Source organism: Thauera sedimentorum (assembly GCF_014489115.1).
Classification (GTDB): domain Bacteria; phylum Pseudomonadota; class Gammaproteobacteria; order Burkholderiales; family Rhodocyclaceae; genus Pseudothauera; species Pseudothauera sedimentorum.
This window is the reverse complement of the sequence record NZ_JACTAH010000001.1, coordinates 745526-770401: the sequence shown is the minus strand read 5'-3', so window position 1 is coordinate 770401 and position 24876 is coordinate 745526. Positions and strand designations below refer to the sequence as shown.

Below are 24876 nucleotides of genomic sequence, written 5' to 3'. Positions count from 1 at the left end.
GGTCGATGGAGTGGATTCTGCAGGCGCTGCAGGCTTATCCTGTGAGCCTGCCAAACCTCATTGAATACGCTGCATCCACCGCAAGAGGATCGAATTCGCCAGATGAGCCAGACCGAACGCCTGTACCAGATCGTGCGCCTGCTCGAGGACGCCCGCCAGCCGGTGCCGCTCGCCCGCCTTCTCGATACCCTGGAGGTGTCGCGCGCCACCTTCAAGCGCGACCTGGACTACCTGCGCGACCGCCTCGGCGCGCCCATCGTCTGGCGGCGCGGCGGCAACGGCGAGCCCTCGGGCTACGTCCTCACCGGCGAGCGCGGCGACGCGGCACAGCGCTTCGGCATTCGCGGGCTGTGGTTCAACCCGTCCGAGATCTACGCCCTGCTGATGATGCAGCACCTCGCCGCCGGCATGGAGCCGGGCCTGGTGTCCGGCCAGGTGAGCGGCCTGATGACCCGCATCGGCCTGATGCTCGGCTCGGCGGCCGACGATCCGCAGGAGGTCGGCCGCCGCGTGCGCATCCTGCACTCGGCCAGCCGGCGCGCCACCCCGGCGGCCTTCCAGACGGTCGCCCAGGCCACCATGAAGCGCCGCCGTCTGGCCCTGCGCTACTACGCGCGCAGCCGCGGCGAGGAGAGCGAGCGCATCGTTTCCCCCCAGCAACTGCTGCATTACCGCGAGAACTGGTACCTGCTCGGCTGGTGCCACCACGCCGGCGCGCTGCGCACCTTTGCGCTCGACGCCATCCGCGAGGCCCGCGTCCGCCGGGAGACGGCCCGCGAGGTCGGCCCCCGCGTGCTCAAGAAGGCGGTGGGCGGCGCCTTCGGCATCTTCGACTCGGCGCCCAGCGAGCACGCGGTGCTGCGCTTTGCCCCCGAGGTGGCGCCCTGGGTGGGCAACGAAACCTGGCATCCGCAGCAGCGTGTCGAACAGGAAGCCGGCGGCGGGCTGCGCCTGACCGTACCTTACGGCGATCCACGCGAGCTGGTCATGGAGATCCTGCGCTTCGGCCCGGACGTGGAGGTGCTCGCCCCGCCCGCGCTGCGCGAGGCGGTGGCCGCCCGCCTGCGCGCAGCGGCGGCACGCTACGAGACCGATGCCGCGGAGGCGCAAGGATGAACGCCGAACCCTCCGCGCTGCAACTCGCCGCGCTTGCCGCCTGCTGGCTGGCCTACGGCGCGCTGCACTCGGCGCTCGCCGCCTTCGCGGTAAAACGCCACGTCGCCGCGCGCTGGCCACAGCTGATGCCGGCCTACCGCCTGGTCTTCAACCTGCTCGCGGTACTGCTGCTGGTGCCGCCGGTCTGGCTCAGCTTCGCACTGCGCGGCGAAGCCTTGTGGGCCTGGCACGGTGCGCTCGGCTGGCTGGCCGATGCGCTCGCGCTGGCGGCCGTCGGCGGCTTCCTGTGGTCGCTGCGCTACTACGACCTGGGCCGCTTCGGCGGATTGGTGCAGTGGAAAACCCGCGATGCCGCGGTGGCCGACGGCGAGCGCTTCACCCTGTCGCCGCTGCACCGCTGGGTGCGCCACCCCTGGTACGCCCTCGCGCTGGTGATGATCTGGACACGCGACATGGATGCCGCGAGCCTGGTGTCGGCCCTGTGCGTGAGCCTGTATTTCTGGTGGGGATCGATGCTCGAGGAGCGCAAGCTGCTCGCCATGCACGGCACGGCGTACGCCCGCTACCGCCAGCGGGTGAACGCGCTGCTGCCGCTGCCCGGCCGCATCCTCGACGCGGACGAGGCGCACGCGCTGTGCGCACTGGAACACCCGCGCAGGGAATGAACACCCGCCGGCCGCTCAGAATGTGTGAAGAAATCGTCGCGAGCGGGTCGGTGGCAAGGCGCGCGGCGCACAGCGACCGAGACATATCAGATGGATAGGCGAGGGAGCGAGCACCGCGCAACGCCGCCATCGGCACGCGCAGTAGATTTATTCACACATTCTCAGTGCCCCGGCCGCCCGGCCGACATCGTCGGCGCATACACCCGCCAGCCGTTGCGCCCGCCCAGCTTCACCGCATACATCGCCTGGTCCGCGTGACGCAGCAGGCTTTCCGCATCCTCGCCATGCGCCGGATAGCGCGCCACGCCAACGGACGCGGACACGCGGGCCATGCCGGCGGTGAGCACATAGGGTTCGCCGAGCAGTTCGACCACCCGGCGGGCCACCTCGTCCGCCTCGCCTGCATCGGTCGTCTCGGACAGCAGGATGGCGAACTCGTCGCCCCCCAGGCGCGCCACGGTATCCGCCTCGCGCACGCAGGACTCCAGGCGGCGCGACACATCCACCAGCAACTCGTCGCCGGTGGCGTGGCCATAGGCGTCGTTCACCTCCTTGAAGTAGTCCAGGTCCACCAGCAGCAGCGCGAAGCTGCGCTCGTAGCGCCGCGCATGGTTGAGCGCGGAATCCAGGCGGTCGTTGAACAGCAGGCGGTTGGGCAGCATGGTCAGCGGATCGTGGTGCGCCTTGCGCCGCAGGTCCTCGTTGAGCAGCTTCAGTTCGCGGGTGCGCTCGACGATCACGCTCTCCTGGCGGCGCGCCAGGTCTTCCAGGGTCAGGTAGTGGCGCCGCGCACGCGCCACGAAGGCGTGCAGCAGGCCGGCGGTGAGCAGGTAGCTGCCGAGCAGCACCAGCACGGACTCGCGCTGGCGCTCGTCACGATGGGCGAGCAGGCTCTCGGCCGGCATGGTCACCGAGATGCCGCCGCGAATGTCGCCGACCTTGTAGCCCTGGGTGACGTGGCAACTCATGCAGGCCGGGGTGACATGCAGCGGCGCGATGTAGCGATGCACCGGGCGCAGGGTGTCGCCGAGGCGGTACTCGCCGAAGAAGGCGATGCGCTGGTCCATCTCGCCACGCTCGAAGCGCCGCAGGCTGTCGCCTTCCCAGATATCGCCGGCATTGTCCGGGCGGATCGGCTTGAGGCTGGTGATGCGGAACTGGACGCCGGTGCGCTCGGCCGCCAGTTCGGCGACCTGCCGGGTCATGAAGGCGGGATTCACCATGGTCAGCTCCCCGCCGTCGTTGGCGACCAGGTCGCGGCGCGGGTGCACCAGGTAGGGGTTGGGCTGCAGATGGCCGGTTACCGGCACGTAGACGCCGCCATGGCGGGCGTTCCACTCGCGGGTCAGCTCGATCAGGCGGAACAGCGCCTCGCCGCGTTCGCGGGCAAGCGCCTCGGTGTCGGCGGCAATCTGCCGCCACTCCAGCACCCCGAGCAGCATGAAGGGCAGCGCGGCGCCGACCCACACTGCCACCAGCACCGCGATGTAACGACGAAAGCGTTTCAGCAGGCGGGCACCCGGCGCCGCGGCGAAGCTGCCCGCCGTCTCGCTCACTGCCGCATCCTCCGCTGAGGCGCAGCCGGCAAGCCCCGTCCGTACCATCCCCTTACGCGCCGCATCCTGCCGCACCCACCCGAAAGTCGTAGGAAGAGATCATAGTGCACTGCCCGGATCGGGGTGAACCGCACGCTGCCCATTCTGGCCACACGTGGCGGGCCGGCCCTTGAAATGCACTGCGAAGGCCCGATATGCCGGGCAAGGGGCACCCCCTGCCCCGCCTCTCGACCGGAGCCGCCCGCACACCATGAACGACGCCACCCATCTCGTCTGCCCCCACTGCCAGGCGGTCAACCGCGTGCCCACCGCGCGGCTGGGCCAGGCCCCCAACTGCGGGCAGTGCCACCGCCCGCTGTTCACCGGCCAGCCGGTGGAGCTCGATGCCGCGGGTTTCGCCAGGCACCAGGCGCGCAACGACATTCCCCTGCTGGTGGATTTCTGGGCGCCCTGGTGCGGCCCTTGCCGGGTGATGGCGCCGCAGTTCGCCCAGGCCGCGGCCATGCTCGAACCGCAGCTGCGCCTGGCCAAGGTGAACACCGAGGAGGAACGCCAGCTCGGCGCGCAACTCGGCATCCGCAGCATCCCGACGCTGGCGCTGTTCGTCGGCGGCCGCGAACTGGCCCGCCAGGCCGGCGCGATGGGCGCCCAGGACATCGTGCGCTGGGTGCGCGAACGGCTCTGAAGACGGCAGGAATCAGCGCGGCGCGAGGCTGCCGAGCAGCCATGCCGCCGCCACCGCCGCCGCGTCCTCGGTGAACTCGCCGCCCAGGATGCGTGCCGCGAGCTCCGTGCGGTCGAGCAACATGAAGCCGGCCACTTCGCCGTCGGTATTGTGCGGCGCGAAGTCGGCCGGCAGTTCGAGCTGCCAGGCGTGCAGCCATTCGTCGTGCATGCCCTCGTCCTCCTCGCGGCGCGCGTGCAGCGTGCCCACGGGGCGGGCGCATGACGCCAGGACGGGCGCAATGCCCGCCTCCTCCCCGCACTCGCGCAACAGCGCGGAGCGCGGCGTCTCGCCGCTGGCCAGCCCGCCGCCGACCAGGTTGTCCAGCAGACCGGGGTCGATGGCCTTGCCGGCCGCACGCCGGGCGATCCACATGCGACCGTCCGGCGTCACCGCATTGAGGTGCACGGCCCGGCTGCGCAGGCCGAAGCGGCGGAAGGCGCCGCGCTCCAGCCGGCACAGCACCGCGGCGGATTCGTCCGCCGCGCCCAGGCGCACGTCGTAGCACTCGTTGCGCCAGGCGCGGAACCAGCCCTCCTCGCGCAGCGCCTCGACCTGCGCCATCCACGCCGCCTCCAGCGCCTCGCCCGGCAATGCCGGATCGAGGCGCAAGCTGTCGCCGTCGGCAAGAAAAGGAGACCCCGCCTCACGCACCCGACGGGCAAAGGCCGGCGGCAGGGCGCCGATGCCTTGGCCGTCGGCGAACAGGGGCGTATAGCCGGCCGGCACCCCGCGCACCAGGCGGCGCAAGCGCTGGGTCAGGGCCGAACGGGTGGCAGGCGTCATCGGAGCAGGCGGTGGGGATGCGGAAGTGTCATCCGCATCCGACCCTTGCGGCCCACTCGTCGTTCCGCGTACAGGAAACGGATCAGGACTGGCGCGCGGGCAGGCTGCCCATCGCCTCGCCCATGCGCACCGGCGCAGCGGGCTGCCAGGCGGAGTTGAAGCTCATCGCGCCCTGCGGGAACAGCAGCACCACGGTGGAGCCGAGCAGGAAGCGTCCCATCTCCACCCCCTTCTCCAGTTCCACCGGGGTCTCGTCGTAACGCCATTCGCGCAGGCTGCCCGAGCGCGGCGGGTTGACCACCCCGTGCCACACGGTGGCCATGCTGCCGACGATGGTGGCACCGACCAGCACCAGCACGAAGGGACCGGAGTCGGATTCGAATACGCACACCACCCGCTCGTTGCGCGCGAACAGCCCCGGCACCCCGCGCGCGGTGGCCGGGTTCACCGAGAACAGTTCGCCCGGCACGTGGATCATGCGTGTCAGGCGTCCGGCGCAGGGCATGTGGATGCGGTGATAGTCGCGCGGGCTCAGGTACAGGGTGGCGAAGCTGCCGTTGTCGAAGCGCGCGGCCAGCTCCGCATCGCCACCGACCAGGGCGGTGGTGGAGTAGCGGTGCCCCTTGGCCTGGAAGATCTGGTCGCGCTCGATGGCGCCGAACTGGCTGATCGCGCCATCGACCGGGCAGACGAAGTCGGCCGCCGCCAGCGGGCGGGCGTCCTCGCGCAGCGGGCGGGTGAAGAACTCGTTGAAGCTGCGGTAGGCGGCGATGTCCGGATTGGCCGCCTCGGCCATGTTCACCTTGTAGCGGCGCACGAACCAGCCGATCACCCGGGTGGTCACCGCCCCGCCCCGCCAGCCGGCAAACCGCCCCGCGAGCACGGTAAGGGCCTGCTTGGGGAGCAGGTACTGCAGCAAGACGGTGAGACGTTCGGGCACGTTGGTTTTCCGGGCGGTTGGCAAGCCCACGATTATAGCGGCAGCGCGGGGCGGGTTCGGCGCGGTGGAATTGAGATCGATCAAGGGAATCGGGCCATAACCGAGCAAAATACTCAACTATTACCCCGACCCCTCAGGAGAGCCACCGTGTTCCTCACCGCCGCACGAAGATCCCGCGAACGGGACGCCGCACGCCGCGATGCCCTGGAAATCGAGAACGCAGAACTGCGCGCCCGCATCGCCGCGCTCGAGAACGACAACCACGACCTCAACGAGCGGGCGCACAAGCTTGCGCACGAACGCAGCTCGCTCGACGGGGTGTTCCGCAACATCGGCCGCTTCGGCGAATCGCTCACCGGGGTGCGCACGTCCTTCCTCGGGCTGGCGACCACGCTGAGCGACGAGAAGCAGTCCGCCGTGGACGCCGCCGCCCACGCCGACACCAACCGCAGCGCCTTCGAGCGCATCGCCGGCAACCTGCAGAGCATGTGCGGCACCATCGACGAGGCTTCGCGCAACATCGACAGCCTGTATCACCGCGCCGGCGAGATCGACGGCATCGTGCGGCTGATCAAGGAGGTCGCCGACCAGACCAACCTGCTCGCCCTCAATGCCGCCATCGAGGCGGCACGCGCCGGCGAGGCCGGGCGCGGCTTTGCCGTGGTGGCCGACGAGGTGCGCAAGCTGGCCGAACGCACCGGCAAGGCCACCGCCGAAATCGGCAGCCTGGTGGGCGCCATCCAGGGCGAAACCGAAACCGCCAGGACCATCATGCAGCAAGGCGCGCAGGACGCCGCGCGCTACTCGCAGGACAGCGAGGCCGCCATGCACAGCATGCAGCACCTGATGACCCTGTCCGGACGCATGGAACGCACGGTGGCCGGCGCCTCGCTGCTGGCCAACGTGGAGCTGGCCAACATCGAGGAGCTGACGCTCAAGCTGGAGGTGTACAAGGTCTTCCTGGGCATCTCCACCCTGCGCCCGGACGAGCTGCCCGACGACTCGCAATGCCGCCTCGGCCAGTGGTACTTCGACGGCGAGGGCCGCGAGCGCTTCGCCCGCCTGCCCGGCTATGCCGCACTCGAAAAGCCCCACAAGGCGGTACACGACCACGCCAAGCGCGCGCTGGCGCTGTACTACGAGGGGCGCGCCGACGCGGCCCTGGAAGCGCTCGCCGCCATGGAGGCCGCCAACCTGACCGTGATGGACGGCATCGCCGACATGCTGGGCCACGCGCTGGCGGCGCCCGGCTGACCAGGCGGGCGCGGATTGGCCTCTGCGCCCGAATCCCGTTATGCTCGCGCGCTTACTGAATTCATCGGCGAGACGGCACGAACATGGCGGACTGGGGTCACGGCATACGCGCAAAATCAACCCTGGCACTGCTGATCGCCTGCCTGGTGGCCCTGGTGCCGGCAGTGCTGGTCGGCTGGCAGGTGGTCGACGGCATCCGCGGCCACTTCGGCGAGGCCTACGCTCGCAACTTCACCGAACTGCACGCCGAGCGCATCCTGGGGCCGGTGGCCCGCGAACTGGCCCTCACCCGCCGCCTGGCCGGCTCGGTGGCGGTGCGCGAATGGCTGCGCGACGAGGGCGACGAAGCGCTCAAGGCACGCGCCTTCCGCGAAGCCGAGGGCTTCCGCCGTGATTTCCTCGGCCGCAGCTACTCGCTGGTCTCCCGCAAGGGTCTCGCCTACTACTACAACGACGAGGCCACCGACTACAGCGAGGCGCCGCGCTACCTGCTCGACCCGGCCAAGCCGGACGATGCCTGGTTCTTCGCCTCGCTGGAGGCGCCCGCCACCGAGAACCTCAACCCCAATCCCGACCGCTGGTTGCAGAAGATCATGGTCTGGGTAAATGTGGTGATCGAGGACGAAGGCAAGCGCCTGGGCATCGCCAGCACCGGCGTCGACCTGTCCACCTTCATCCAGTCCTTCATCCGCACCGCCGATGCCGGCGTCACGCCGATGATCGTCGACACCGCCGGCGCGATACAGGCCCACCCGGACAGCCAGCGCATCGCCTTCGGCTCCGGGGCCACGCAGGCCGCCGACCAGGCATCCACCCTGGGCGCCCTGCTCGGCGACCGGGCCGAGCGCGACGCGCTGGCCGCGGCCATGGCGCAAGCCGTCGCCGACCCCGGCACGGTACAACTGCTCGACGCCACCCTCGACGGCCGCAAGCAGCTGCTCGCCCTGTCCTACCTCGAAGCCCTGCGCTGGCACGTGATCACCGCGGTCGACCTCAACACCGCGCAGATCATCGAGAGCGGCTGGCTCAAGGCCGCGCTGGCCGCGCTGGTGCTGGTCGTGCTCCTGCTGCTGGGCGCCTTCACCTTCGCGGTGGACCGCCTGCTGCTGCGCCCGCTGCGCAGCCTGCACCAGTCCGCCACCGCGCTGGCCGAAGGGCAGTACGACGTGCACCTGCCGCCACCGGGGCGTGACGAGCTCGGCGACCTGAACCGCGCCTTCGACCGCATGGCCCGGCAGATCAAGACCCATACCGAGGAGTTGGAGGAGAAGGTGCGCTCGCGCACCCAGGCGCTGAGCGAGAGCAATGCGGCCATGGCCGAGGCGCAGAAGAAGATCGGCGACTCCATCCAGTACGCCAGCCTGATCCAGCGCGCCCTGCTGCCCGACACCCAGCTCGCCAGCCTGCTGGGCGAACACCACTTCGTGCTGTGGCGCCCGCGCGATGTGGTGGGCGGGGACTTCTACCTGTTCCGCGCCGAAGGCGACCAGTACCTGGTCGGCGTGGTCGATTGCGCCGGCCACGGCGTGCCGGGCGCGCTGATGACCATGCTGGCGCGCGCCGCGCTGGACGACGCGATGAACCGCCACGGCATCGCCGCACCGGCCACCCTGCTCACCCAGGCCGACGCCACCCTGCGCGGCATGCTCGATCAGTCGGCGCTGCCGCGCGCGATCGCCACCAACATGGACGCCGGCCTGGTCAGCGTGGACCGTGCCACCCGCCGCCTGCGCTTTGCCGGCGCCAAGATCTCGCTGTACTGGAGCGACGGCAAGGACGTGGGCGAGCTGCCCGGCGCGCGGCGCGCCTTGTGCGACCGGCGCATCGGCCAGTACACGGAAGCCGAGCTCGAGCTGCGGCCCGAAGTCACCTACTACCTGGTCACCGACGGCTTCCTCGACCAGGCGGGCGGCGAACTCGGTTTCGGCTTCGGCAACAGCCGCTTCGCCGAACTGCTGCGCCGGCACGCCAGCCTGCCGATGGCCGAACAGGCCGCCGCCCTCGACCGCGCGCTCGACGCCTACCGCGGCGGCCACGCGCAGCGCGACGACGTCACCATCCTCTCCTTCCGCATCGACTGACCCTACGGAGCCCCTGCCATGAACGACACCGACTTCTTCGGTCTGCGCGAGCTATTTACCCGCAACCGCATCCTGCTGTGCTTCAACGGGCCGATCTCGCGCAGCCTGATCGAAGAGATCGGCAACGCCCTGAAGAACTACCTGCAGGCCGACAACGCCCAGCCCTCGGCGGCGATGGACGTGTTCGGCACCTACATCGAGATGACCCAGAACATCCGCCACTATGCGATGAAGCAGGGCTATGGCGAGGCCGACAGCTCGGCGACCATCATCGTCGCCCGCAACGAAGCCGGCGCCTACATGGTGCAGGCCGGCAACATGGTGGAAGAGGCCGACGGCAAGGCGCTGGCCGCGCGCGTGGCCGAGCTGGCCGCGCTCGACAAGGCGGCGCTGAAGGCCGCCTACAAGGAACAGCTGCGCCGTCCGCGCGAGGAAGCCGCCAGCTCCGGCGCCGGCCTCGGCCTGATCGACATCGCGCGCAAGTCCTCGCAACCCCTGGTCGGCCGCCTCACCGACCTGCCGGACGGCAAGGCCTTCTTCAGCATCCAGGCGGTCATCTGACCCAGAGCACGAGTAGAATCGCACCATGACACAGAATTTCACGCTTCCCGCCACCCAGTCGACCCCGGCCATCACCGCCGACTGGAATGCCGGCCTGCTCAGCATTGCCGGTGACTCCTACCCCGAGAACTCCTTCGACTTCTTCACCGCCACCATCGAGTGGATCGAGGCTTTCCTGGCCGAGGGCGACCGTCCGCTGCGCCTGGAACTGCGCCTGGTGTACATGAACACCAGCTCGGTCAAGGCGATGATGGACATCTTCGACCTGCTCGAGGAAGCGCACGGCAAGGGCCGTGCGGTGTCGGTGGACTGGCTGTACGACCCGCGCAACGAGCGGGTCGAGATGCTCGCCGAGGAGTTCCGCGAGGACTGCAGCTTCCCCTTCAACATCACCGCACAGGCCTGACCATGAGCACCGAGCGGCCCGCCGACCGCAGCGAGCAGGCCCTGCTCGCGGAACTCGACGCCCTGCTCGCCGATCCGGCCCTGCAGGACAACCCGCTGCACGCCCCGCTCGACCGCCTGCTCGCCCTGTACCGCCAGCAGAACGAGCGTGTCGAGCGCCTGGTGCGCATCTCCGACGGCTACCACGGCCTGAGCCGCAATCAGTCGAGCAACCTCGCCGACAAGTTCGAGCGCCAGGTGCGCCGGCTGGAGAAGCTGGCGCGCATCTCCGACCTGTACCAGAACAACCTGCGCGAACTCACCGAGGCGCTGCGCGAGGCCTCGCTCAAGGACCCGCTGACCGACCTGGGCAACCGTCGCTACCTGATGGACCGCCTCAAGGAAGAGACGGTGCGCGCGCGCCGCAAGAACGTGCCGCTGTGCGTTGCCGTGCTCGACGTGGACCACTTCAAGCGGGTCAACGACACCTGGGGCCACGAGGCCGGCGACGAGACGCTGCGGCGCATCTCCGAGGTGCTGCGCAGCTCGGTGCGCGAGTACGACACCGTGGGCCGCTGGGGCGGCGAGGAATTCCTGCTGCTGTTCCCGGAGACCGGCCTGGAAGAGGCCCTGAACACCGCCGAGCGCGTGCGCCAGTCCATCAGCGAGATCCGCATCGAGCGACCGGACGGCCCCATCCAGCTGACCGCCAGCCTGGGGCTCGCGCAGCAACTGGCCGGCGAAAGCGCCTCGGCCACCGTCAGCCGCGCCGACAATGCGCTGCTCAGCGCCAAGCGCAAGGGACGCGACCGCACGGTCATCGGCTGAACGCGCCGGCATCCGGCTGCCGATGATGATGTAGGAGCGGGCTTGCCCGCGATTGCAGCGGCTGGCTTGCCAAAGGCCGCATCGCGGGCAAGCCCGCTCCTACCGGCCGGACCGCGCGCCGGGGCATGCGGGGCCAATCACCACCGGGCCATGATTCATCCGGAACGCGCCACTATACTGGGGCGTGCAGCGGACACCCGTACCAGACCCCGCAGGAGCCTGCCGATGGAAGCCGAACCCACTACCCCGCCGCCGCCCGCGGGCAAGCACCGCCTGACCAAACTGCACGAGATCAAGCTGCCGCTATGGGTCAGCCTGGTCCTGCTGGTGCTGTTGCTGATCGTCTTCGTCTGGCAATCGTTTGCCGTGGCGACCGCCGAACGCAGGCTGGAAACCGAGCGCCGCGCGCTGGTCGAACAGCAGGCCAGCCGGCACACCGCCGCGGGCGAGGCCACGCAGCGTGCGGACAGCCAGTCCCGCCAGCTGTTCGGCACCGCCCTGGCCTGGGCGGTGCGCGCCGAGATGATCCGCGGCAACCTCGACCAGATCGACCAGTATTTCAGCGCCCTGGTGCGCACCGAGGGCCTGGACCTGGCGCTGCTCGCGGACCCCTCCGGCACGGTGCTGGTGGCCAGCGACCGCGCCTATGTCGACGCCCCCCTGCCCGCCGGCTTCCCGGCCGATCTGCTGCGGGCCGAGGCCATCCAGACCCTGCCCGGCGAGGATGGCAGCGAGCGCCTGGCGATTCCCATCCACGGACTGAACGCCCGCCTCGGCACGGTGATCCTCGTGCTGCAGCCCCCGCGCTGACCCCGACGGGCCGCGATTACATGCGGAAGCGGCCCACCGCCTGCTGAAGCTCGGCGGCCAGTGCCGCCAGGTCGCGCGCCGCCGCGGCCGACTCGCGCACCGCACCGCTGTTCTGCTCGCCCATGCCGGCGATGCGCTCCACGTTCTGGGCGATCTCGGTACTGGCCGAGGACTGCTCGCCCAGGGCCAGAGAGATCTCGCCGACCGCAGCCACCACCTTGGCGGATGCGGCGTTGATCAGGCCGATGGTCTCGCCCGCGCGCGCGGCGAGCGCCACACCGGACTTCACCTCCTCGACCTGGTGCTCCATGCTGCCCACCGCGCGCTCGGTGCCCGAGGTGATGAGTTCGACGATGCGCGCGATGTCCTGGGTGGACGCGGCGGTGCGCTCGGCCAGCTTGCGCACCTCGTCGGCCACCACCGCAAAGCCGCGGCCCTGCTCGCCGGCACGTGCGGCCTCGATGGCGGCGTTGAGCGCCAGCAGGTTGGTCTGCTCGGCCACCTCGCGGATCACGTTCACCACCGAGGCGATCTCGCGCGAATGGCTGCCCAGCTCGCGCACCACGCCGGAGGCCTGGTCCACCGAATCGGCAATACGGCCGATGTCGGCCACCACGTCGCCGATCACCTGCTCGCCCTCGCGCGAGGCCGCGCCGGACTCCTCCGCCATGCGGCGGGCGTCGGCGGCGAAATCGGCCACGTGGTTGATGCTCACCGTCATCTCCTCGACCGCCGCGGCCATCGACGAAGCGGCGCGCGACTGCTCCTCGCTGGCCTCAGCGATGTGGCCCGAACTGGCCGACAACTCCTCGCTGGACGAGGCGATGCGCTCGGCGTTGTGGCCGATCAGCTCCACCATGCCGCGCAGCGAGGCCTGCATCTCGCGCAGCGCCAGCGCCAGCTGGCCGATCTCGTCGGAACGATGCACGCGGATGGAGGACGACAGGTCGGCGCCGGCGATGCGCCGCGCGAAATCGCGCGCCTCGTCCAGCGGCCCCATCACCACGCTGCGGATGAACCACAGCGAGCCGGCAGCGCCCACCGCCACCGACACGGCCACCGCCAGCACGATCAGCAGCCACAGCTTCTCGTACAGCGCGTGATACTCGTCGTAGGTCTGCCGGGCGACGTCGAGCTGGACCTCGATCAGCTCGCTGATCGCGCCGCTCACCGGGTCGATGGTGGGATAGAGCTCGTTGGCCGCCACCGCATGCAGCTCCGAGGTCCAGCCCTTCTCCAGCGCGCCGGCCATGCGGTCGATGAGCGCATCGGCGCTCTTCATCAGCGGCTCGATGCGCGCGACCAGCTGCTCCTCGGCCGGCACCAGGCGGGTGGCGCGGTAGGCCGCCCAGCGCTCGGCGATGGTGCGCTGCGCCTCGCGCATGCGCTTGCCGGCCTGCTCCGGCCCCAGCGCCCCGTCGCGCGCCTTGTGCGCCGCGTCCACCACCGCCACCGCGTACTCGTCGGAGATCACCTTGAGATCGCGCAGGGGAACGACCCGGTCCTCATAGACCGAATCCAGGCCGGAGAGCGTGCGCCCCATGCCGTCCAGCCCCAGCGCCCCGATGCAGGCAGCCAGCAGGAACAGCAGGCCGAAGGCGGCATACAGCCGGGTGCGAATGGTCAGCGTCTTCTTGGTTTCCATCTTGTCGTGGTGCGGCGTCGAAATCGGGGAAACGGATTATCGGCCGGAAACTCCCGCGCTTGAGGTCGATCTCTCCCTTTGAAAAACGCCCTTGCCGACCCAGAATGCAATGTCATCAAGCCATGCGCATCGACACCAGCTCATCCGCCGCGCATGCGCCCATCAAAAATAGCTTTTAGCTATCACTAGTGCGCATTGAAATTAAAAAACAACTGGCGCATTCTTTCATCACGCAGCCGGCATGACGCGGCCCCGCCCGATACAGGAAGGGTTCCGCAAGGTCCGGCCCAGAGCTACTCATGAAGGACGAGGCGAACCGCAGTTGCAGCTGCGGCCTTGTCCGGATCAACCGAAGGAGGAGTGAGTCATGACCAGTACCAGCAAATGCCCGGTGATGCACGGCGGCAACACGGCTGCCGGCAAGTCCGTGATGGAGTGGTGGCCCAAGGCCCTGAACCTGGACATCCTCCACCAGCACGACAGCAAGACCAACCCGCTGGGCAAGGACTTCAACTACCGCGAAGAACTCAAGAAGCTCGACGTGGCGGCACTCAAGAAGGACCTGCACGCCCTGATGACCGACAGCCAGGAATGGTGGCCGGCCGACTGGGGCCACTACGGCGGCCTGATGATCCGCATGGCCTGGCACGCCGCGGGCAGCTACCGCGTGGCCGACGGGCGCGGTGGCGGCGGCACCGGCAACCAGCGCTTCGCCCCGCTCAACTCCTGGCCGGACAACGCCAACCTGGACAAGGCGCGCCGCCTGCTGTGGCCGATCAAGAAGAAGTACGGCAACAAGGTGAGCTGGGCCGACCTCATCATCCTCACCGGCAACATCGCCTACGAGTCCATGGGCTTCAAGACCTTCGGCTTCGGCTTCGGCCGCGAGGACATCTGGCATCCCGAGAAGGACACCTACTGGGGCTCCGAGAAGGAATGGCTGGCCCCCAGCGGCAGCGAGGGTTCCCGCTACTCCGGCGAGCGCAACCTGGAAAACCCGCTGGCCGCGGTGATGATGGGCCTGATCTACGTGAACCCGGAAGGCGTGGACGGCAAGCCCGACCCGCTCAAGACCGCCCAGGACATGCGCGTCACCTTCGCCCGCATGGCGATGAACGACGAGGAAACCGTCGCGCTGACCGCCGGCGGCCACACCGTCGGCAAGACCCACGGTAACGGCGACGCGGCCAGGCTCGGCCCCGCACCGGAAGGCGCGGAGATCGAGGAGCAGGGTCTCGGCTGGCAGAACCACACGACCCGCGGCATCGGCCGCGACACGGTGACCAGCGGCATCGAAGGCGCATGGACCGCACACCCGACCAAGTGGGACAACGGCTACTTCGACATGCTGTTCAAGCACGACTGGTGGCTGCAGAAGTCGCCGGCCGGGGCCTGGCAGTGGGAGCCGGTCAACATAAAGGAAGAGGACATGCCGGTGGATGTGGAAGATCCGTCCATCCGCCGCAAGCCGATCATGACCGACGCCGACATGGCGCTGAAGTTCGACCTCGAGTACCGCAAGATCGCCGAGCGTTTCCGTGACGACCAGGCCTACTTCGAGGACGTCTTCGCCCGCGCCTGGTTCAAGCTCACCCACCGCGACATGGGCCCGAAGGCGCGCTACGTCGGCCCCGACGTACCGGCCGAAGACCTGATCTGGCAGGACCCGGTGCCCGCCGGCCGCAAGGACTACGACGTGGCCGCGGTCAAGGCGAAGATCGCCGCAGCCGGCCTGCCGGTGGCCGAGATGGTCGCCACCGCCTGGGACAGCGCCCGCAGCTTCCGCGGCTCCGACTACCGCGGCGGCGCCAACGGCGCACGCATCCGCTTGGCACCGCAGAAGGACTGGGAAGGCAACGAGCCGGCCCGCCTGGCCCGGGTGCTCGCGGTCTATGAAAAGATCGCCGCCGAAACCGGCGCCAGCGTGGCGGACGTCATCGTGCTGGGCGGCAACCTCGGCGTGGAGCAGGCTGCCAAGGCCGCCGGCTACGACATCGAAGTGCCCTTCGCGCCGGGCCGCGGCGACGCCACCCAGGAACAGACCGACATCGAATCCTTCGAGGTGCTCGAACCGCTGCACGACGGCTACCGCAACTGGCTGAAGAAGGACTACGTGGTCCAACCCGAGGAGATGCTGCTCGACCGCACCCAGCTCCTGGGCCTGACCGCGCCCGAGATGACCGTGCTGATCGGCGGCATGCGGGTGATCGGCGCCAACCACGGCGGCAGTCCGCACGGGGTATTCACCGACCGCGTCGGCGCGCTGACCAACGACTTCTTCGTCAACCTCACCGACATGGCCTACACCTGGAAGCCGGCGGGGACGAACCTGTACGAGGTCCGCGAGCGCAAGAGCGGCGCGCTGAAATGGACCGCCACCCGGGTCGACCTGGTGTTCGGCTCCAACTCCATCCTGCGCGCCTACGCCGAGGTCTATGCGCAGGACGACAGCAAGGAGAAGTTCGTCAGGGACTTCATCGCCGCCTGGACCAAGGTGATGAACGCCGACCGCTTCGACATCGCGTAAGGCCGGCGGAAACCCGACCCGACCACAGACCTGGCGAGCCGCCAGGGGTAGCGCTTCGCGGCGCTAGCCCTGGCGGCTCGCTGCATCTACGCCGCTCGCCTGGCGAACCGGGCTGCGATCGCCCTCCGGTTCCGTACGGTAGGCAAGCGAAGTCACGCGCCCGGCACTGCATTCGTTTGCATCTGCTAATAATTCGCATTTACAATTCGCCCTCAGCCGCCGGCAACGCCTTCCTCCCGTTTCGCGCCGAAGCCGACGGTCTGCGCATACCACCCGGAAAACCATAAACGCACCAGCCAGCCGCCGCCAGCCCGTGTAAACCTGCAAGGAGAATCACGATGCTGCGAATGACGCCTGTCGCGCTGGCATTGAGTATTGTTGCGTTGCCCCAGTTGGTGTGGGCCCAGGCGAGTTCGAGCGCCGGGAGCCAGGCCGAGACAACCCTGTCGCCGATCGAGGTCAGTGCCAGCGCGGAATCGTCCGCGAACCTGCCGGCTCCCTATGCCGGCGGACAGGTCGCCCGCGGCGCCCGTCTCGGCCTGCTCGGCAACCAGGGCGTCATGGATACGCCCTTCAACATCACCGCTTACACCGCCGAACTGATCGAGAACCAGCAGGCCCGGACGGTGGCCGACGTGCTGAACAACGATCCCTCGGTGCGCTTCACCACCTCGGGCGCGCACGCCTTCGAGAACTTCCGCATGCGTGGCTTCGACGTGCACGGATCGGACCTGGCGATCGACGGGATGTACGGGCTCGCGCCGCTCGGCAGTTCCACCCTGGAGTTCGTCGAGCGTGTCGAAGTGCTCAAGGGGCCGAGCGCCATGTTCACAGGCATGTCGCCCAGCGGCGGCATCGGCGGCGTGATCAACCTGGTGCCGAAGCGTGCCGGGGACAAACCGCTGACCCGCGTGACCATGGGCTACCGGACCGACAGCCAGGCCGAAGCCAGCGTGGACGTGGGACGCCGCTTCGGGGCCGACAAGTCCGTCGGCCTGCGGGTCAACGGTTCATATGGCGACGGCGAGACCGAACTCGACGGGCAGGACAAGAAGCGCAAATTCCTCTCCGCCGCGCTGGATTACCGCGGCGCGTACCTGACCGCCTCGCTGGACGTGTACAGCAGCGATCTCTCCTTCGACGGGGGCGCACCGGCGATGTACGGCTTCGCCAATCCCGACGTTCCCTCCGCACCCGACCCCAGTACCAACTTCCTGAGATCCGCAGCCGGTGACCTGGAGAGCCAGGCGGTGATCGCGCGCGCCGAATATGCCTTCAGCAGCAGATTGTCAGCCTTCGCCGGCTTCGGCGTGAGGAACTACGACTACTCCGGCTGGATCAACGGCACCCACGCGCACAACGTTCAGCCCGACGGCAGCGCCCAAGTCCGGGGGGTCGCCCAGGTGGGCTACGAGGACAGCCGGAGTGCCGACGTCGGCGCGCGGATGAACTTCGAGACCGGCGCCGTGGTTCACGAGTTGGTGCTGCAGGCCACCCGGCTGGAGCTGGAGTCCGGCTATCTCTCCGCGGTGACCGGAATGCAGCCGAGCAACATCTACAACCCGGCGCTGCCGACCGTGCCGGCCACGCCGAACGGACGCCTCCCCCGGCTCAACGACACCACCCTGTCCAGCCTGGCGCTGGTGGATACGCTGTCCTTCGCGCAGGACGCGGTGCGCCTGACCCTGGGCCTGCGCCAGCAGCGCGTCCGGCAGACCACCTACAACGCCGCCGGTGCGCTTACGGCCGACTACGACGAGCAGGCGCTCACCCCTGCCGCAGGCGTGGTGATCAAGCCCTGGGGCGATGATGTTTCGCTCTACGCCAACTACGTCGAAGGCCTGAGCCAGGGCGACAGCGTGACGGTGGCCGGCGGCTACGCCGAAGACCAGACCTTCAAGCCCTACAAGACCAAGCAGACCGAGTTGGGCGTGAAGTGGAACACCGGCAGCTTCACCAACACCATCAGCCTGTTCCAGATCGCCAAGCCGGCGCTGATCACCAGCGGCACCGCACCGGACCGCATCGCCTCCGACAACGGCGAATCCCGCGTGCGAGGCGTGGAATGGAGCACCTTCGGCGCACTCACGCCCACCATCCGCGTGCTGGGCGGCATCGCCTACAACAAGGGCGAGCTGACCAAGGCTGCGGGCGGCGTGAACGAAGGCAACGAGCTCTTCGGTGTGCCGCGCTGGCAAGGCAATCTCGGCGCGGAATGGGATACGCCGCTGGCCGGCCTGAGCCTGAACGGCCGTGTGATCGCCACCTCCAGCCAGTATCTGAACAATGCCAACACCTACGAGATTCCCGGCTGGAGCCAGGTCGACATCGGCGCACGCTACGAGACGCGCGTGGCAGCGTACAGGACGGTCCTGCGCCTGAACGTCAACAACCTGTTCGACCGCCATTACTGGTCGGGCAGCTTTGCCGAACCGCGGGCCACCCTGGCCCAGGGACGCACGGTACAGGCCTCGGTCAGCGTCGACTTCTGAACCCCACCCTCCCGGCAGTGCAGCCGCTGCCGGGAAGAACGCACCGTCCCATCGACCACCGGCCGCCGCTGCCGGAACGCCCCCGGACCGCTTCCCGACATGAACGCTTACCTCCTCCTGGCGCTCGCATCCGCACTGGCGGGTTGTTCGAGCATCTACCTGGCATCGCCCAACCAGCGCTGGCGCAGCACGCCATGGCGCGCCGGCCCGGCGCGCGCGACGGGTGCCGGCTTGCTGGTGGTCTGCCTGATCGCCTTCGGGCAGGTCATGCAGGCCACCACCGCCGCCTTCGTCTTCCTCACCTTGCTGATGCTCGCCTTCACCCTCCTGCCCTATGCCGGCGCGCTGATCTCACTGCGGCGGAGATCTTAGGATGAGCACGAAATCGCCACCGATCCGCCGCGACTGGATCTCCAAGACCCTTGCCGGCGCCTTGCTGGGCTTCTCGCTGGCGCTGGGCTGCAGCGGCCTCTTCGTCCGCCTGAATCCGGAGATGGCCCTGTCGATCAAGGGACAGCTGGCCATGTGGATGGTGGCGCCGGTCTGGCTGGGCACGCTGTCCTGCGTGTACTTCTTCACCAGCGGCCTGCGCGCCTGGCTGTGGCTGGGCGGCGCCAACCTGCTGACCTTCGGCGCGCTGCGCCTGATCCAATCCTGAGGGCGGCCGCCATGCGATCCGACATCATCCGCATCTACAAGTCGGTACACACCTGGACCGGCATCCTCACCGGCATGGCGCTGTTCATCGCCTTCTACGCGGGCGCCCTGACGGTGTTCAAGGGCCCGCTCGCACGCTGGGCCTCGCCACCGATTGCGCAGGCCGTGGTGCCGCTCGCCGAGGCACAGACGCTCATCCTCCGCACCCTGGACGCGAACCCCGAGGCAGCCAGGGACTTCACCATCCACCTGCACGACGCCGAGAACGTCCCCGCGCGCATGGGCTGGCAGGTGCGCGACCCGGACGCCGACGACCATGACGAGACCGCGGACCGCCACTACGTCGCCACGCTGGACGCGCAAGGCAAGGCGCATGTCGAGGAGTCGCAGCCCTCCCAGCTGGCCTACTTCATCGACGTGCTGCACCGGGTGGTGGGCCTGCCGGTGGACAGCGATCCGAACCGCTGGGTCATGGGCGTCGTCTCCGCCCTCTACGCGCTCGCCCTGGTTTCGGGCGTCATCGTGCTGCTGCCCTCGCTGGTCAAGGACTTCTTCGCCCTGCGGATCGGGCGCAACCTCAAGCGCATGTGGCTGGACGCGCACAACGTGGTGGGCATCGTCAGTCTGCCCTTCCACATCGTCATGGCATTGACGGCAGTAATCTTCGCCTTCCACGACGGGATCTACTTCCTGCAGGACAGGATGCTCCACGACGGCAAGCTCACCGCCGCCTTCCAGGGACCGCGCGCCGCACCCGGCGCCGCCCCGGCGCGTGACCCCGCAGCCATGCTGACGCCGACCGAACTGCTCGCCAGCGTCCGCGAGATCTCCCCCGGTTTCGAGCCCACCATACTGCAGTACCAGCACGTCACCGGGCCGCGCGCCGCGGTGCGCGTATGGGGCAAGGATGCCGCGGCGGTCTCGCCACGCGCGCGCGGCGGGTTTGCGGTGGTCGACCCGTACAGCGGCAAGCTGATCACCAGCGACTTCCTGCCTGGCCACCAGAACACGCCCAACCTCCTCGTCAGCAGCTTCTTCGCGCTGCACATGGCTGCCTTCGGCGGCACCCAAGTGCAGTGGATGTACTTCCTGCTCGGCCTGGCCGGCGCCTGGCTGTTCTACAGCGGCAACCTGCTGTGGATCGAGACCCGCCGCCGCAAGGCAGCGCGCGACGGCGCCGGGCTACCGGTGCAGCGCCTCGATACCCGCCTGATGGCCGCTGCCACCGTCGGCGTCTGCCTGGGATCGGTGTGCGGCATCTCGCTGACCATCGTCACCGGCAAATGGCTGCACGCTCAGGTGGCAGACCTCTATCTCTGGCACCAACTCGCCTACTACGCGGCCTTCTTCGGCGCGATAGCCTGGGCCTTCGCACGCGGCGGCGCGCGGGCCTCGGTGCATCTGCTGTGGACGGCCGCGGCATTCACGCTCGCCATTCCGCTCACCACGCTGATCGCCTGGCTCTTCCCCGCGCTCGGGATGTGGGCTCACACCTCGCCCGCAACGCTGGGGGTCGACGCGACCGCAGCATGCGGCGCCCTCGCCTTCGCCTGGATGGCAAGGGCGACCACGCGCCGCGTCCGCGAAGGCGTGCCGGACAGCGTGTGGTCGGTACGCACGTCAGCCGCACGGGAGGTGGGCGGGGAGACGGTAGATGCCAGCCCGGTCTGCGAGCGGGGCTGATGCCGCCCGCCAACACGACTCAGGGATTGCGTCGGATGACACTGATCACCGTGTAGTAGCCCGGCAACTCAGTCCCAGCGCGACTCGTCTTCGCGGCGGGAAAAACTCACCGCTTCCCCGTCGCAGAGCCACTGACGGATGCGCCAGGGAACGCCTTGCGCGTCGAGTTCGACCAGGCCGATGCCGCTGCCGTTGAGCAGCCGGCGGCCGTGCGGGGTGCCCTCCGGCTTGCGGGGAATCACCCGCATGTGGCGCCGCCGCGTCAGCCAGTTGAGCGGCGAGCGGGGCGAGTACAGCCAGCGATTGGCGCGGTCGAGCACGTCGAGCAGGCGGGGCGGGAAGGTGTTGCGCAGCCCGCTGCTGGAGATCTGCCAGATGTCCGGGCCGCGCACCCGGCCACGCAGTTCCACGTCATAGACGAAGGAGTAATGCACATCGCCCGACAGCACGACGAAGTGCTGCGGCGTCTTGGGATGGCGGAAGATGTTGAGGATCGCGTGGCCGGCCCCCGGGTGGGCCATCCAGTTCTCGGCGTCCACCATCAGGGACTGGCCGAACCAGGAGAACACCCGCTGGATGGATTCGATGAGTTTCACGCCGAAGACCGGCGTTGGCGACACCAGCAGCACCGCCGGCAGCCCCTTCAGCGTGTGCTGCAGATCGGTCAGGGCTTCCCAGTCCATCAGGCCTGAAGGCTGGCGGGCGGCGGACTCCGAACGCCAACGGTGGGTGCGGCTGTCGACCACCACCAGCGGCGGCTCGGTCGGCCAACTGTAGTGCCAGCGGTCGAAGCGTATCAGGCGGTCGATCAGCGCATCGTGCTCCGCCGTCCCGGGGGCGGCGAGACTGCGCTGGACCTCGTCGAGCAGCAGCGCGTCGAAGACCTCCGGGTTGTTGCCCCAGGCCTGGTTGATCAGGTAGCCGAACACCGCGTTGCCGATGACCCGCCGCGAGAACGGATGCCCGTAGGCCACCTCCTCCCACTCCCGGCTCAGGTTCCAGTCGTCGGTGACATCGTGATCGTCGAAGATCATCGCGGTGGGCAGATGGGCGAGCAGGCGGCGGACCGCGGGCAGGCCGGCGGCAAACTCCTCGACCGCCTCGCGCTCAGTCCGGTAGAGCGCCAGGGCGTTCTGATCCAGTCCGGGCGGGGGATCGAGGCACAGCTGCGGCCACAGGGCCGGCGACCACACCAGCAGGTACATGCCCAGCACCTCGCCGAGCGTGATCAGGTGGTTGTGCGCGCTGTCGCTGGTGAACACCGGCTTCTCGACCCCGCCGAACAGCACTTCGATCAGCGCGTAGTTGCGCGGATGACGCGGCAACAGGGTCTCGCGACGATAGAAGCAGGCAGGATGACGGTACAGCGCGCGTGCGCTGTCCACGCCATGCACTTCCCCGCCGGCCAGTGGCTCGTCCGGCAGGCCGAGCCGGGCGATCACCTGGTGGATCGCATGCAGCATCGGCCCGGCCACGTCGTCGGCATAGACCTGGTCGCCGCTCATCATCAGCACGGACGGCCACGCCGGCAGTGGCTGCGGCGGCTCGCTGGCGGGCGCCTGCGCCACCCGCCAGGCATCCTGCGCAACGAGCTTCTCGAGCATGCGGTCGGCCTCGACCAGCCCATCGCCGCCGGGGTGCTGCGGCTTGCGGCAGGACCCGTGCAGCAGGCTGCGGATGCGTGCGGGCAGGACGAAACCGGGCGTCTGCCTGCCGGGGTAACACAGCCCCGGCGCCCAGTCCGCGCACTCGAGCCAGGCCTCGTCGGCGGCGGCCGGCGGCTGCAGGGCCAGCGAGTAGCCGATCCAGCAATCCTCGGGCAAGGGCGTGTCGAAGCGAAGGTCGATCAGCAGATAGTGGAGATGTGCCCCAGCGCTCAGCAGGCGGCAACCGGCCTCCCCGGGTGCCAGCACCCATTCATGGGCAGCGCCGCCTTCCGGGGCGATGCGCACGCGTACCCGCGCCGGCCGGCTCAGCGCCAGCCAGCAGGTCCAGCCTTGCGGCGTGCACCGCCGCAGCACCGGGCCGGCGAGCACCCAGGGAAGCGATGAGGCGTCACCCATCACGCCCTAGTGCCCCTCGCCCCCCGGCAGTTGCGGGTAGCGCACGAAATCGACCAGGTCCTGGATCTCCTGCGGCGGTTCCGGGGTGAGCAGGCTGACCAGCACGATGGTGAGGAAGCCGAGCGGTACGCCGAAGGCGCCAGCGGCGATCGGGTTGATGCCGAACCAGGCGTTGTCCATGGAACCGCCGAAGAAGCCGTGGGTGATGGTCACGTAGTACAGCGTGACGCCCAGTCCCGCCAGCATGCCGGCCACTGCCCCCGGGCGGTTGGCGCGCTTCCAGAAGATGCCCAGCACCAGCGCGGGGAAGAAGGCGGCGGCGGCGATGGAGAACGCGAGGCCGACCATGAACAGGATGTTGTCCGGGCGCAGCGAGGCGACCCAAGCGGCGACCACCGCCACCACCAGCAGCTGCGACTTGGAGATCACCAGGCGGCGGTGGGTGGACGCCTTGGGATTGACGACCTTGTAGTAGAAGTCGTGCGACAGCGCGTTGGAGATGGTGAGCAGCAGGCCGTCGGCGGTGGACAGCGCGGCAGCCAGCCCGCCCGCGGCCACCAGGCCGGCCACCACGTAGGGCAGCCCGGCGATCTCCGGGGTGGCGAGCACGATGACGTCGGTGTTGATGGTGAGCTCGGCGAGCTGCAGGATGCCGTCGCCGTTGAGATCCTCGATGGCGACCAGGCCGACCTTGCCCCAGGAGGCCACCCAGTTGGGCAGTTCGTTGAGACTGGAGCCGACCAGGTTGCTGTACACCTCCCACTTGGCGAACACCGCGTAGGCCGGCGCGGTGACGTAGAGCAGGAAGATGAAGAACAGCGCCCAGAACACCGAGCGGCGCGCCTCCACCACGCCGGGCGTGGTGTAGTAGCGCATCAGGATGTGCGGCAGCGCGGCGGTGCCGACCATGAGCACGAAGACCAGGGCGATGAAGTTGTTGCGTGCGATGTCGGAGGCTTCCGGGGTGTCGCCCGGATGCGCCTGCGAGTGGCGCGGCGGCGGACGGGCGCGCTCCAGCGCCTCGGCGCGGTCGCGCGCCCAGCGCTCGCGGGCTTCTTCCTCGGTGCGCGGCAGGTCGCGCAGCATGCGCTCGGTATGGGCGATGTCGCGCGCTGCGGCGTTCTCCAGGCGCTGCTCGTTGAGGCGCTCGATCAGCGCGGCGCGCTCGGCATCCAGCGACAGCGGCAGTTCCTCGATCTTGCGCGCGTAGTCGGCCGCGCGGTGGCCGTACTGGCGGCGGACCTCGACCTCGCTCGGCTCGACCAGCAGTTCGTCCTCGCGCTCGCTGATCTTGCTCAGCACCGTGCCGTACACCGCCTGCGGCACCGGGATGCCGGTGACCTTGTAGGACAGGATCACCACCGGCACCAGGTAGGCGATGATCAGGATCACGTACTGCGCCACCTGGGTCCAGGTCACCGCACGCATGCCGCCGAGGAAGGAGCACACCAGGATGCCGGCCAGGCCGATGAACAGGCCGATCTCGAACTCCACGCTGACGAAGCGGCTGACCACCAGGCCGACGCCGTAGATCTGCGCCACCAGATACACGAAGCTCGCCAGCACCGCCGCCGCCAGCCCCACCAGGCGGGCGAAGTTGCCCTGGTAGCGCTCGCCGAGGAAGTCGGGGATGGTGTATTGGCCGAACTTGCGCAGGTAGGGCGCGAGCAGCAGCGCCACCAGCACGAAGCCGCCGGTCCATCCGGTGACGAAGGCCAGGCCCTCGAAGCCGGCAAAGTACAGCGTGCCCGCCAGGCCGATGAAGGAAGCCGCACTCATCCAGTCGGCGGCGGTGGCCATGCCGTTGAACAGCGCCGGCACGCGGCGCCCGGCCACGTAGTACTCGGACACGTCGGAGGTGCGGCTCATCACGCCGATGCCGGCGTAGATGAGGATGGTGGCGAACAGGAAGACGTGGCCGATGGCCGCCTGGGACATGCCCAGGTACTCGCCCACCGCGAGCAGGCCGATGAACAGCAGGAAGCTGCCGGTATACCAGGCGTAGTAGCGCCGCAGCTGGTGGGAAAACTGCGAGCCGCCCTTCATCGCGCCCCGCTGCAAACGGCGGCGCAGGCGCCCGCGCGCGCCTGCAGGCGCCTGCCTG

Annotated in this window: 20 protein-coding genes; 14 read left to right on the top strand and 6 right to left on the bottom strand. The window is 69.1% G+C overall.

Features of this window, described 5'->3' with window-relative positions; translation table 11 throughout:
* The first annotated feature begins 102 nt into the window (after positions 1 to 102).
* Positions 103 to 1116 carry a helix-turn-helix transcriptional regulator gene (locus IAI53_RS03465; protein ID WP_187716746.1) on the top strand — a complete coding sequence of 338 codons (1014 nt, stop codon included), beginning with the start codon at positions 103 to 105 and terminating at the stop codon, positions 1114 to 1116.
* Positions 1113 to 1781, top strand: coding sequence for a methyltransferase family protein (locus IAI53_RS03460; protein WP_187716745.1), 669 nt, complete (start codon positions 1113 to 1115; stop codon positions 1779 to 1781). The genes IAI53_RS03465 and IAI53_RS03460 overlap by 4 nt, the downstream gene beginning before the upstream one ends.
* Before the next feature lie 161 nt (positions 1782 to 1942).
* Here IAI53_RS03460 and IAI53_RS03455 read toward each other — a convergent pair whose 3' ends face one another.
* Positions 1943 to 3337 (bottom strand): diguanylate cyclase domain-containing protein, encoded by a 1395-nt coding sequence (locus IAI53_RS03455; protein WP_349771884.1) that lies wholly within the window; start codon positions 3335 to 3337, stop codon positions 1943 to 1945.
* Between the two features lie 250 nt (positions 3338 to 3587).
* On the opposite strand from IAI53_RS03455, the gene trxC reads away from it, so the two are divergent.
* Positions 3588 to 4022 carry a thioredoxin TrxC gene (gene trxC / locus IAI53_RS03450; RefSeq protein ID WP_187716743.1) on the top strand — a complete coding sequence of 145 codons (435 nt, stop codon included), beginning with the start codon at positions 3588 to 3590 and terminating at the stop codon, positions 4020 to 4022.
* Positions 4023 to 4034: 12 nt separating this feature from the next.
* Here trxC and IAI53_RS03445 read toward each other — a convergent pair whose 3' ends face one another.
* Both IAI53_RS03445 and asd read right to left on the bottom strand, forming a co-directional pair.
* Positions 4035 to 4847 carry an NUDIX hydrolase gene (locus IAI53_RS03445; protein WP_187716742.1) on the bottom strand — a complete coding sequence of 271 codons (813 nt, stop codon included), beginning with the start codon at positions 4845 to 4847 and terminating at the stop codon, positions 4035 to 4037.
* An 82-nt stretch (positions 4848 to 4929) separates the two neighbouring features.
* Complete coding sequence (gene asd, locus IAI53_RS03440) at positions 4930 to 5787, bottom strand: archaetidylserine decarboxylase (RefSeq protein WP_187716741.1); 858 nt, start codon at positions 5785 to 5787, stop codon at positions 4930 to 4932.
* Between the two features lie 147 nt (positions 5788 to 5934).
* Here asd and IAI53_RS03435 point away from each other — a divergent pair, with 147 nt between their 5' ends.
* The 6 genes from IAI53_RS03435 (at position 5935) to IAI53_RS03410 (ending at position 11705) form a co-directional block, all read left to right on the top strand.
* Positions 5935 to 7041: a methyl-accepting chemotaxis protein gene (locus IAI53_RS03435; protein WP_349771883.1), complete on the top strand. Its 1107-nt coding sequence runs from the start codon at positions 5935 to 5937 to the stop codon at positions 7039 to 7041.
* Positions 7042 to 7124: 83 nt separating this feature from the next.
* Positions 7125 to 9122 carry a biofilm regulation protein phosphatase SiaA gene (gene siaA / locus IAI53_RS03430; protein ID WP_187716740.1) on the top strand — a complete coding sequence of 666 codons (1998 nt, stop codon included), beginning with the start codon at positions 7125 to 7127 and terminating at the stop codon, positions 9120 to 9122.
* A gap of 18 nt (positions 9123 to 9140) precedes the next feature.
* Positions 9141 to 9683: a biofilm regulation protein kinase SiaB gene (siaB, locus tag IAI53_RS03425; protein ID WP_187716739.1), complete on the top strand. Its 543-nt coding sequence runs from the start codon at positions 9141 to 9143 to the stop codon at positions 9681 to 9683.
* Between the two features lie 25 nt (positions 9684 to 9708).
* Complete coding sequence (gene siaC, locus IAI53_RS03420) at positions 9709 to 10089, top strand: biofilm regulation phosphoprotein SiaC (RefSeq protein WP_187716738.1); 381 nt, start codon at positions 9709 to 9711, stop codon at positions 10087 to 10089.
* A 2-nt stretch (positions 10090 to 10091) separates the two neighbouring features.
* Entirely contained in the window at positions 10092 to 10895 is an 804-nt protein-coding gene (gene siaD, locus IAI53_RS03415) for a biofilm regulation diguanylate cyclase SiaD (RefSeq protein WP_187716737.1), read from the top strand.
* A 225-nt stretch (positions 10896 to 11120) separates the two neighbouring features.
* A complete protein-coding gene (locus tag IAI53_RS03410) occupies positions 11121 to 11705 on the top strand; it encodes a hypothetical protein (protein ID WP_187716736.1) in 585 nt (194 codons plus the stop codon).
* Between the two features lie 16 nt (positions 11706 to 11721).
* On the opposite strand, the gene IAI53_RS03405 is transcribed toward IAI53_RS03410, so the two are convergent.
* Positions 11722 to 13350 (bottom strand): methyl-accepting chemotaxis protein, encoded by a 1629-nt coding sequence (locus IAI53_RS03405; RefSeq protein WP_187716735.1) that lies wholly within the window; start codon positions 13348 to 13350, stop codon positions 11722 to 11724.
* 367 nt (positions 13351 to 13717) lie between these two features.
* Here IAI53_RS03405 and katG point away from each other — a divergent pair, with 367 nt between their 5' ends.
* The 5 genes from katG (at position 13718) to IAI53_RS03380 (ending at position 20709) form a co-directional block, all read left to right on the top strand.
* Entirely contained in the window at positions 13718 to 15877 is a 2160-nt protein-coding gene (katG, locus tag IAI53_RS03400) for a catalase/peroxidase HPI (protein WP_187716734.1), read from the top strand.
* 338 nt (positions 15878 to 16215) lie between these two features.
* Positions 16216 to 18369, top strand: a complete 2154-nt coding sequence (locus IAI53_RS03395; protein ID WP_187716733.1) for a TonB-dependent receptor — start codon at positions 16216 to 16218, stop codon at positions 18367 to 18369.
* A gap of 99 nt (positions 18370 to 18468) precedes the next feature.
* Entirely contained in the window at positions 18469 to 18741 is a 273-nt protein-coding gene (locus IAI53_RS03390; RefSeq protein ID WP_187716732.1) for a hypothetical protein, read from the top strand.
* Between the two features lies 1 nt (position 18742).
* Positions 18743 to 19027, top strand: coding sequence for a hypothetical protein (locus tag IAI53_RS03385; RefSeq protein ID WP_187716731.1), 285 nt, complete (start codon positions 18743 to 18745; stop codon positions 19025 to 19027).
* A gap of 11 nt (positions 19028 to 19038) precedes the next feature.
* On the top strand, positions 19039 to 20709 hold the full coding sequence (locus IAI53_RS03380; RefSeq protein WP_187716730.1) for a PepSY-associated TM helix domain-containing protein: 1671 nt from the start codon (positions 19039 to 19041) through the stop codon (positions 20707 to 20709).
* A 68-nt stretch (positions 20710 to 20777) separates the two neighbouring features.
* Here IAI53_RS03380 and IAI53_RS03375 read toward each other — a convergent pair whose 3' ends face one another.
* On the bottom strand, positions 20778 to 22772 hold the full coding sequence (locus IAI53_RS03375; protein ID WP_187716729.1) for an alkaline phosphatase D family protein: 1995 nt from the start codon (positions 22770 to 22772) through the stop codon (positions 20778 to 20780).
* A 6-nt stretch (positions 22773 to 22778) separates the two neighbouring features.
* Positions 22779 to 24818 carry a VC_2705 family sodium/solute symporter gene (locus tag IAI53_RS03370; protein WP_187716728.1) on the bottom strand — a complete coding sequence of 680 codons (2040 nt, stop codon included), beginning with the start codon at positions 24816 to 24818 and terminating at the stop codon, positions 22779 to 22781.
* Positions 24819 to 24876: the final 58 nt, after the last annotated feature.

Bases quoted from the DNA above. Each gene is read 5' to 3' on its own strand.
- IAI53_RS03465 (WP_187716746.1), top strand. From the start codon at position 103: ATGAGCCAGACCGAACGCCTGTACCAGATCGTGCGCCTGCTCGAGGAC.
- IAI53_RS03460 (WP_187716745.1), top strand. From the start codon at position 1,113: ATGAACGCCGAACCCTCCGCGCTGCAACTCGCCGCGCTTGCCGCCTGC.
- trxC (WP_187716743.1), top strand. From the start codon at position 3,588: ATGAACGACGCCACCCATCTCGTCTGCCCCCACTGCCAGGCGGTCAAC.
- IAI53_RS03445 (WP_187716742.1), bottom strand. From the start codon at position 4,847: ATGACGCCTGCCACCCGTTCGGCCCTGACCCAGCGCTTGCGCCGCCTG.
- siaA (WP_187716740.1), top strand. From the start codon at position 7,125: ATGGCGGACTGGGGTCACGGCATACGCGCAAAATCAACCCTGGCACTG.
- siaB (WP_187716739.1), top strand. From the start codon at position 9,141: ATGAACGACACCGACTTCTTCGGTCTGCGCGAGCTATTTACCCGCAAC.
- siaC (WP_187716738.1), top strand. From the start codon at position 9,709: ATGACACAGAATTTCACGCTTCCCGCCACCCAGTCGACCCCGGCCATC.
- siaD (WP_187716737.1), top strand. From the start codon at position 10,092: ATGAGCACCGAGCGGCCCGCCGACCGCAGCGAGCAGGCCCTGCTCGCG.
- IAI53_RS03410 (WP_187716736.1), top strand. From the start codon at position 11,121: ATGGAAGCCGAACCCACTACCCCGCCGCCGCCCGCGGGCAAGCACCGC.
- IAI53_RS03405 (WP_187716735.1), bottom strand. From the start codon at position 13,350: ATGGAAACCAAGAAGACGCTGACCATTCGCACCCGGCTGTATGCCGCC.
- katG (WP_187716734.1), top strand. From the start codon at position 13,718: ATGACCAGTACCAGCAAATGCCCGGTGATGCACGGCGGCAACACGGCT.
- IAI53_RS03395 (WP_187716733.1), top strand. From the start codon at position 16,216: ATGCTGCGAATGACGCCTGTCGCGCTGGCATTGAGTATTGTTGCGTTG.
- IAI53_RS03390 (WP_187716732.1), top strand. From the start codon at position 18,469: ATGAACGCTTACCTCCTCCTGGCGCTCGCATCCGCACTGGCGGGTTGT.
- IAI53_RS03385 (WP_187716731.1), top strand. From the start codon at position 18,743: ATGAGCACGAAATCGCCACCGATCCGCCGCGACTGGATCTCCAAGACC.
- IAI53_RS03380 (WP_187716730.1), top strand. From the start codon at position 19,039: ATGCGATCCGACATCATCCGCATCTACAAGTCGGTACACACCTGGACC.
- IAI53_RS03375 (WP_187716729.1), bottom strand. From the start codon at position 22,772: ATGGGTGACGCCTCATCGCTTCCCTGGGTGCTCGCCGGCCCGGTGCTG.
- IAI53_RS03370 (WP_187716728.1), bottom strand. From the start codon at position 24,818: ATGAAGGGCGGCTCGCAGTTTTCCCACCAGCTGCGGCGCTACTACGCC.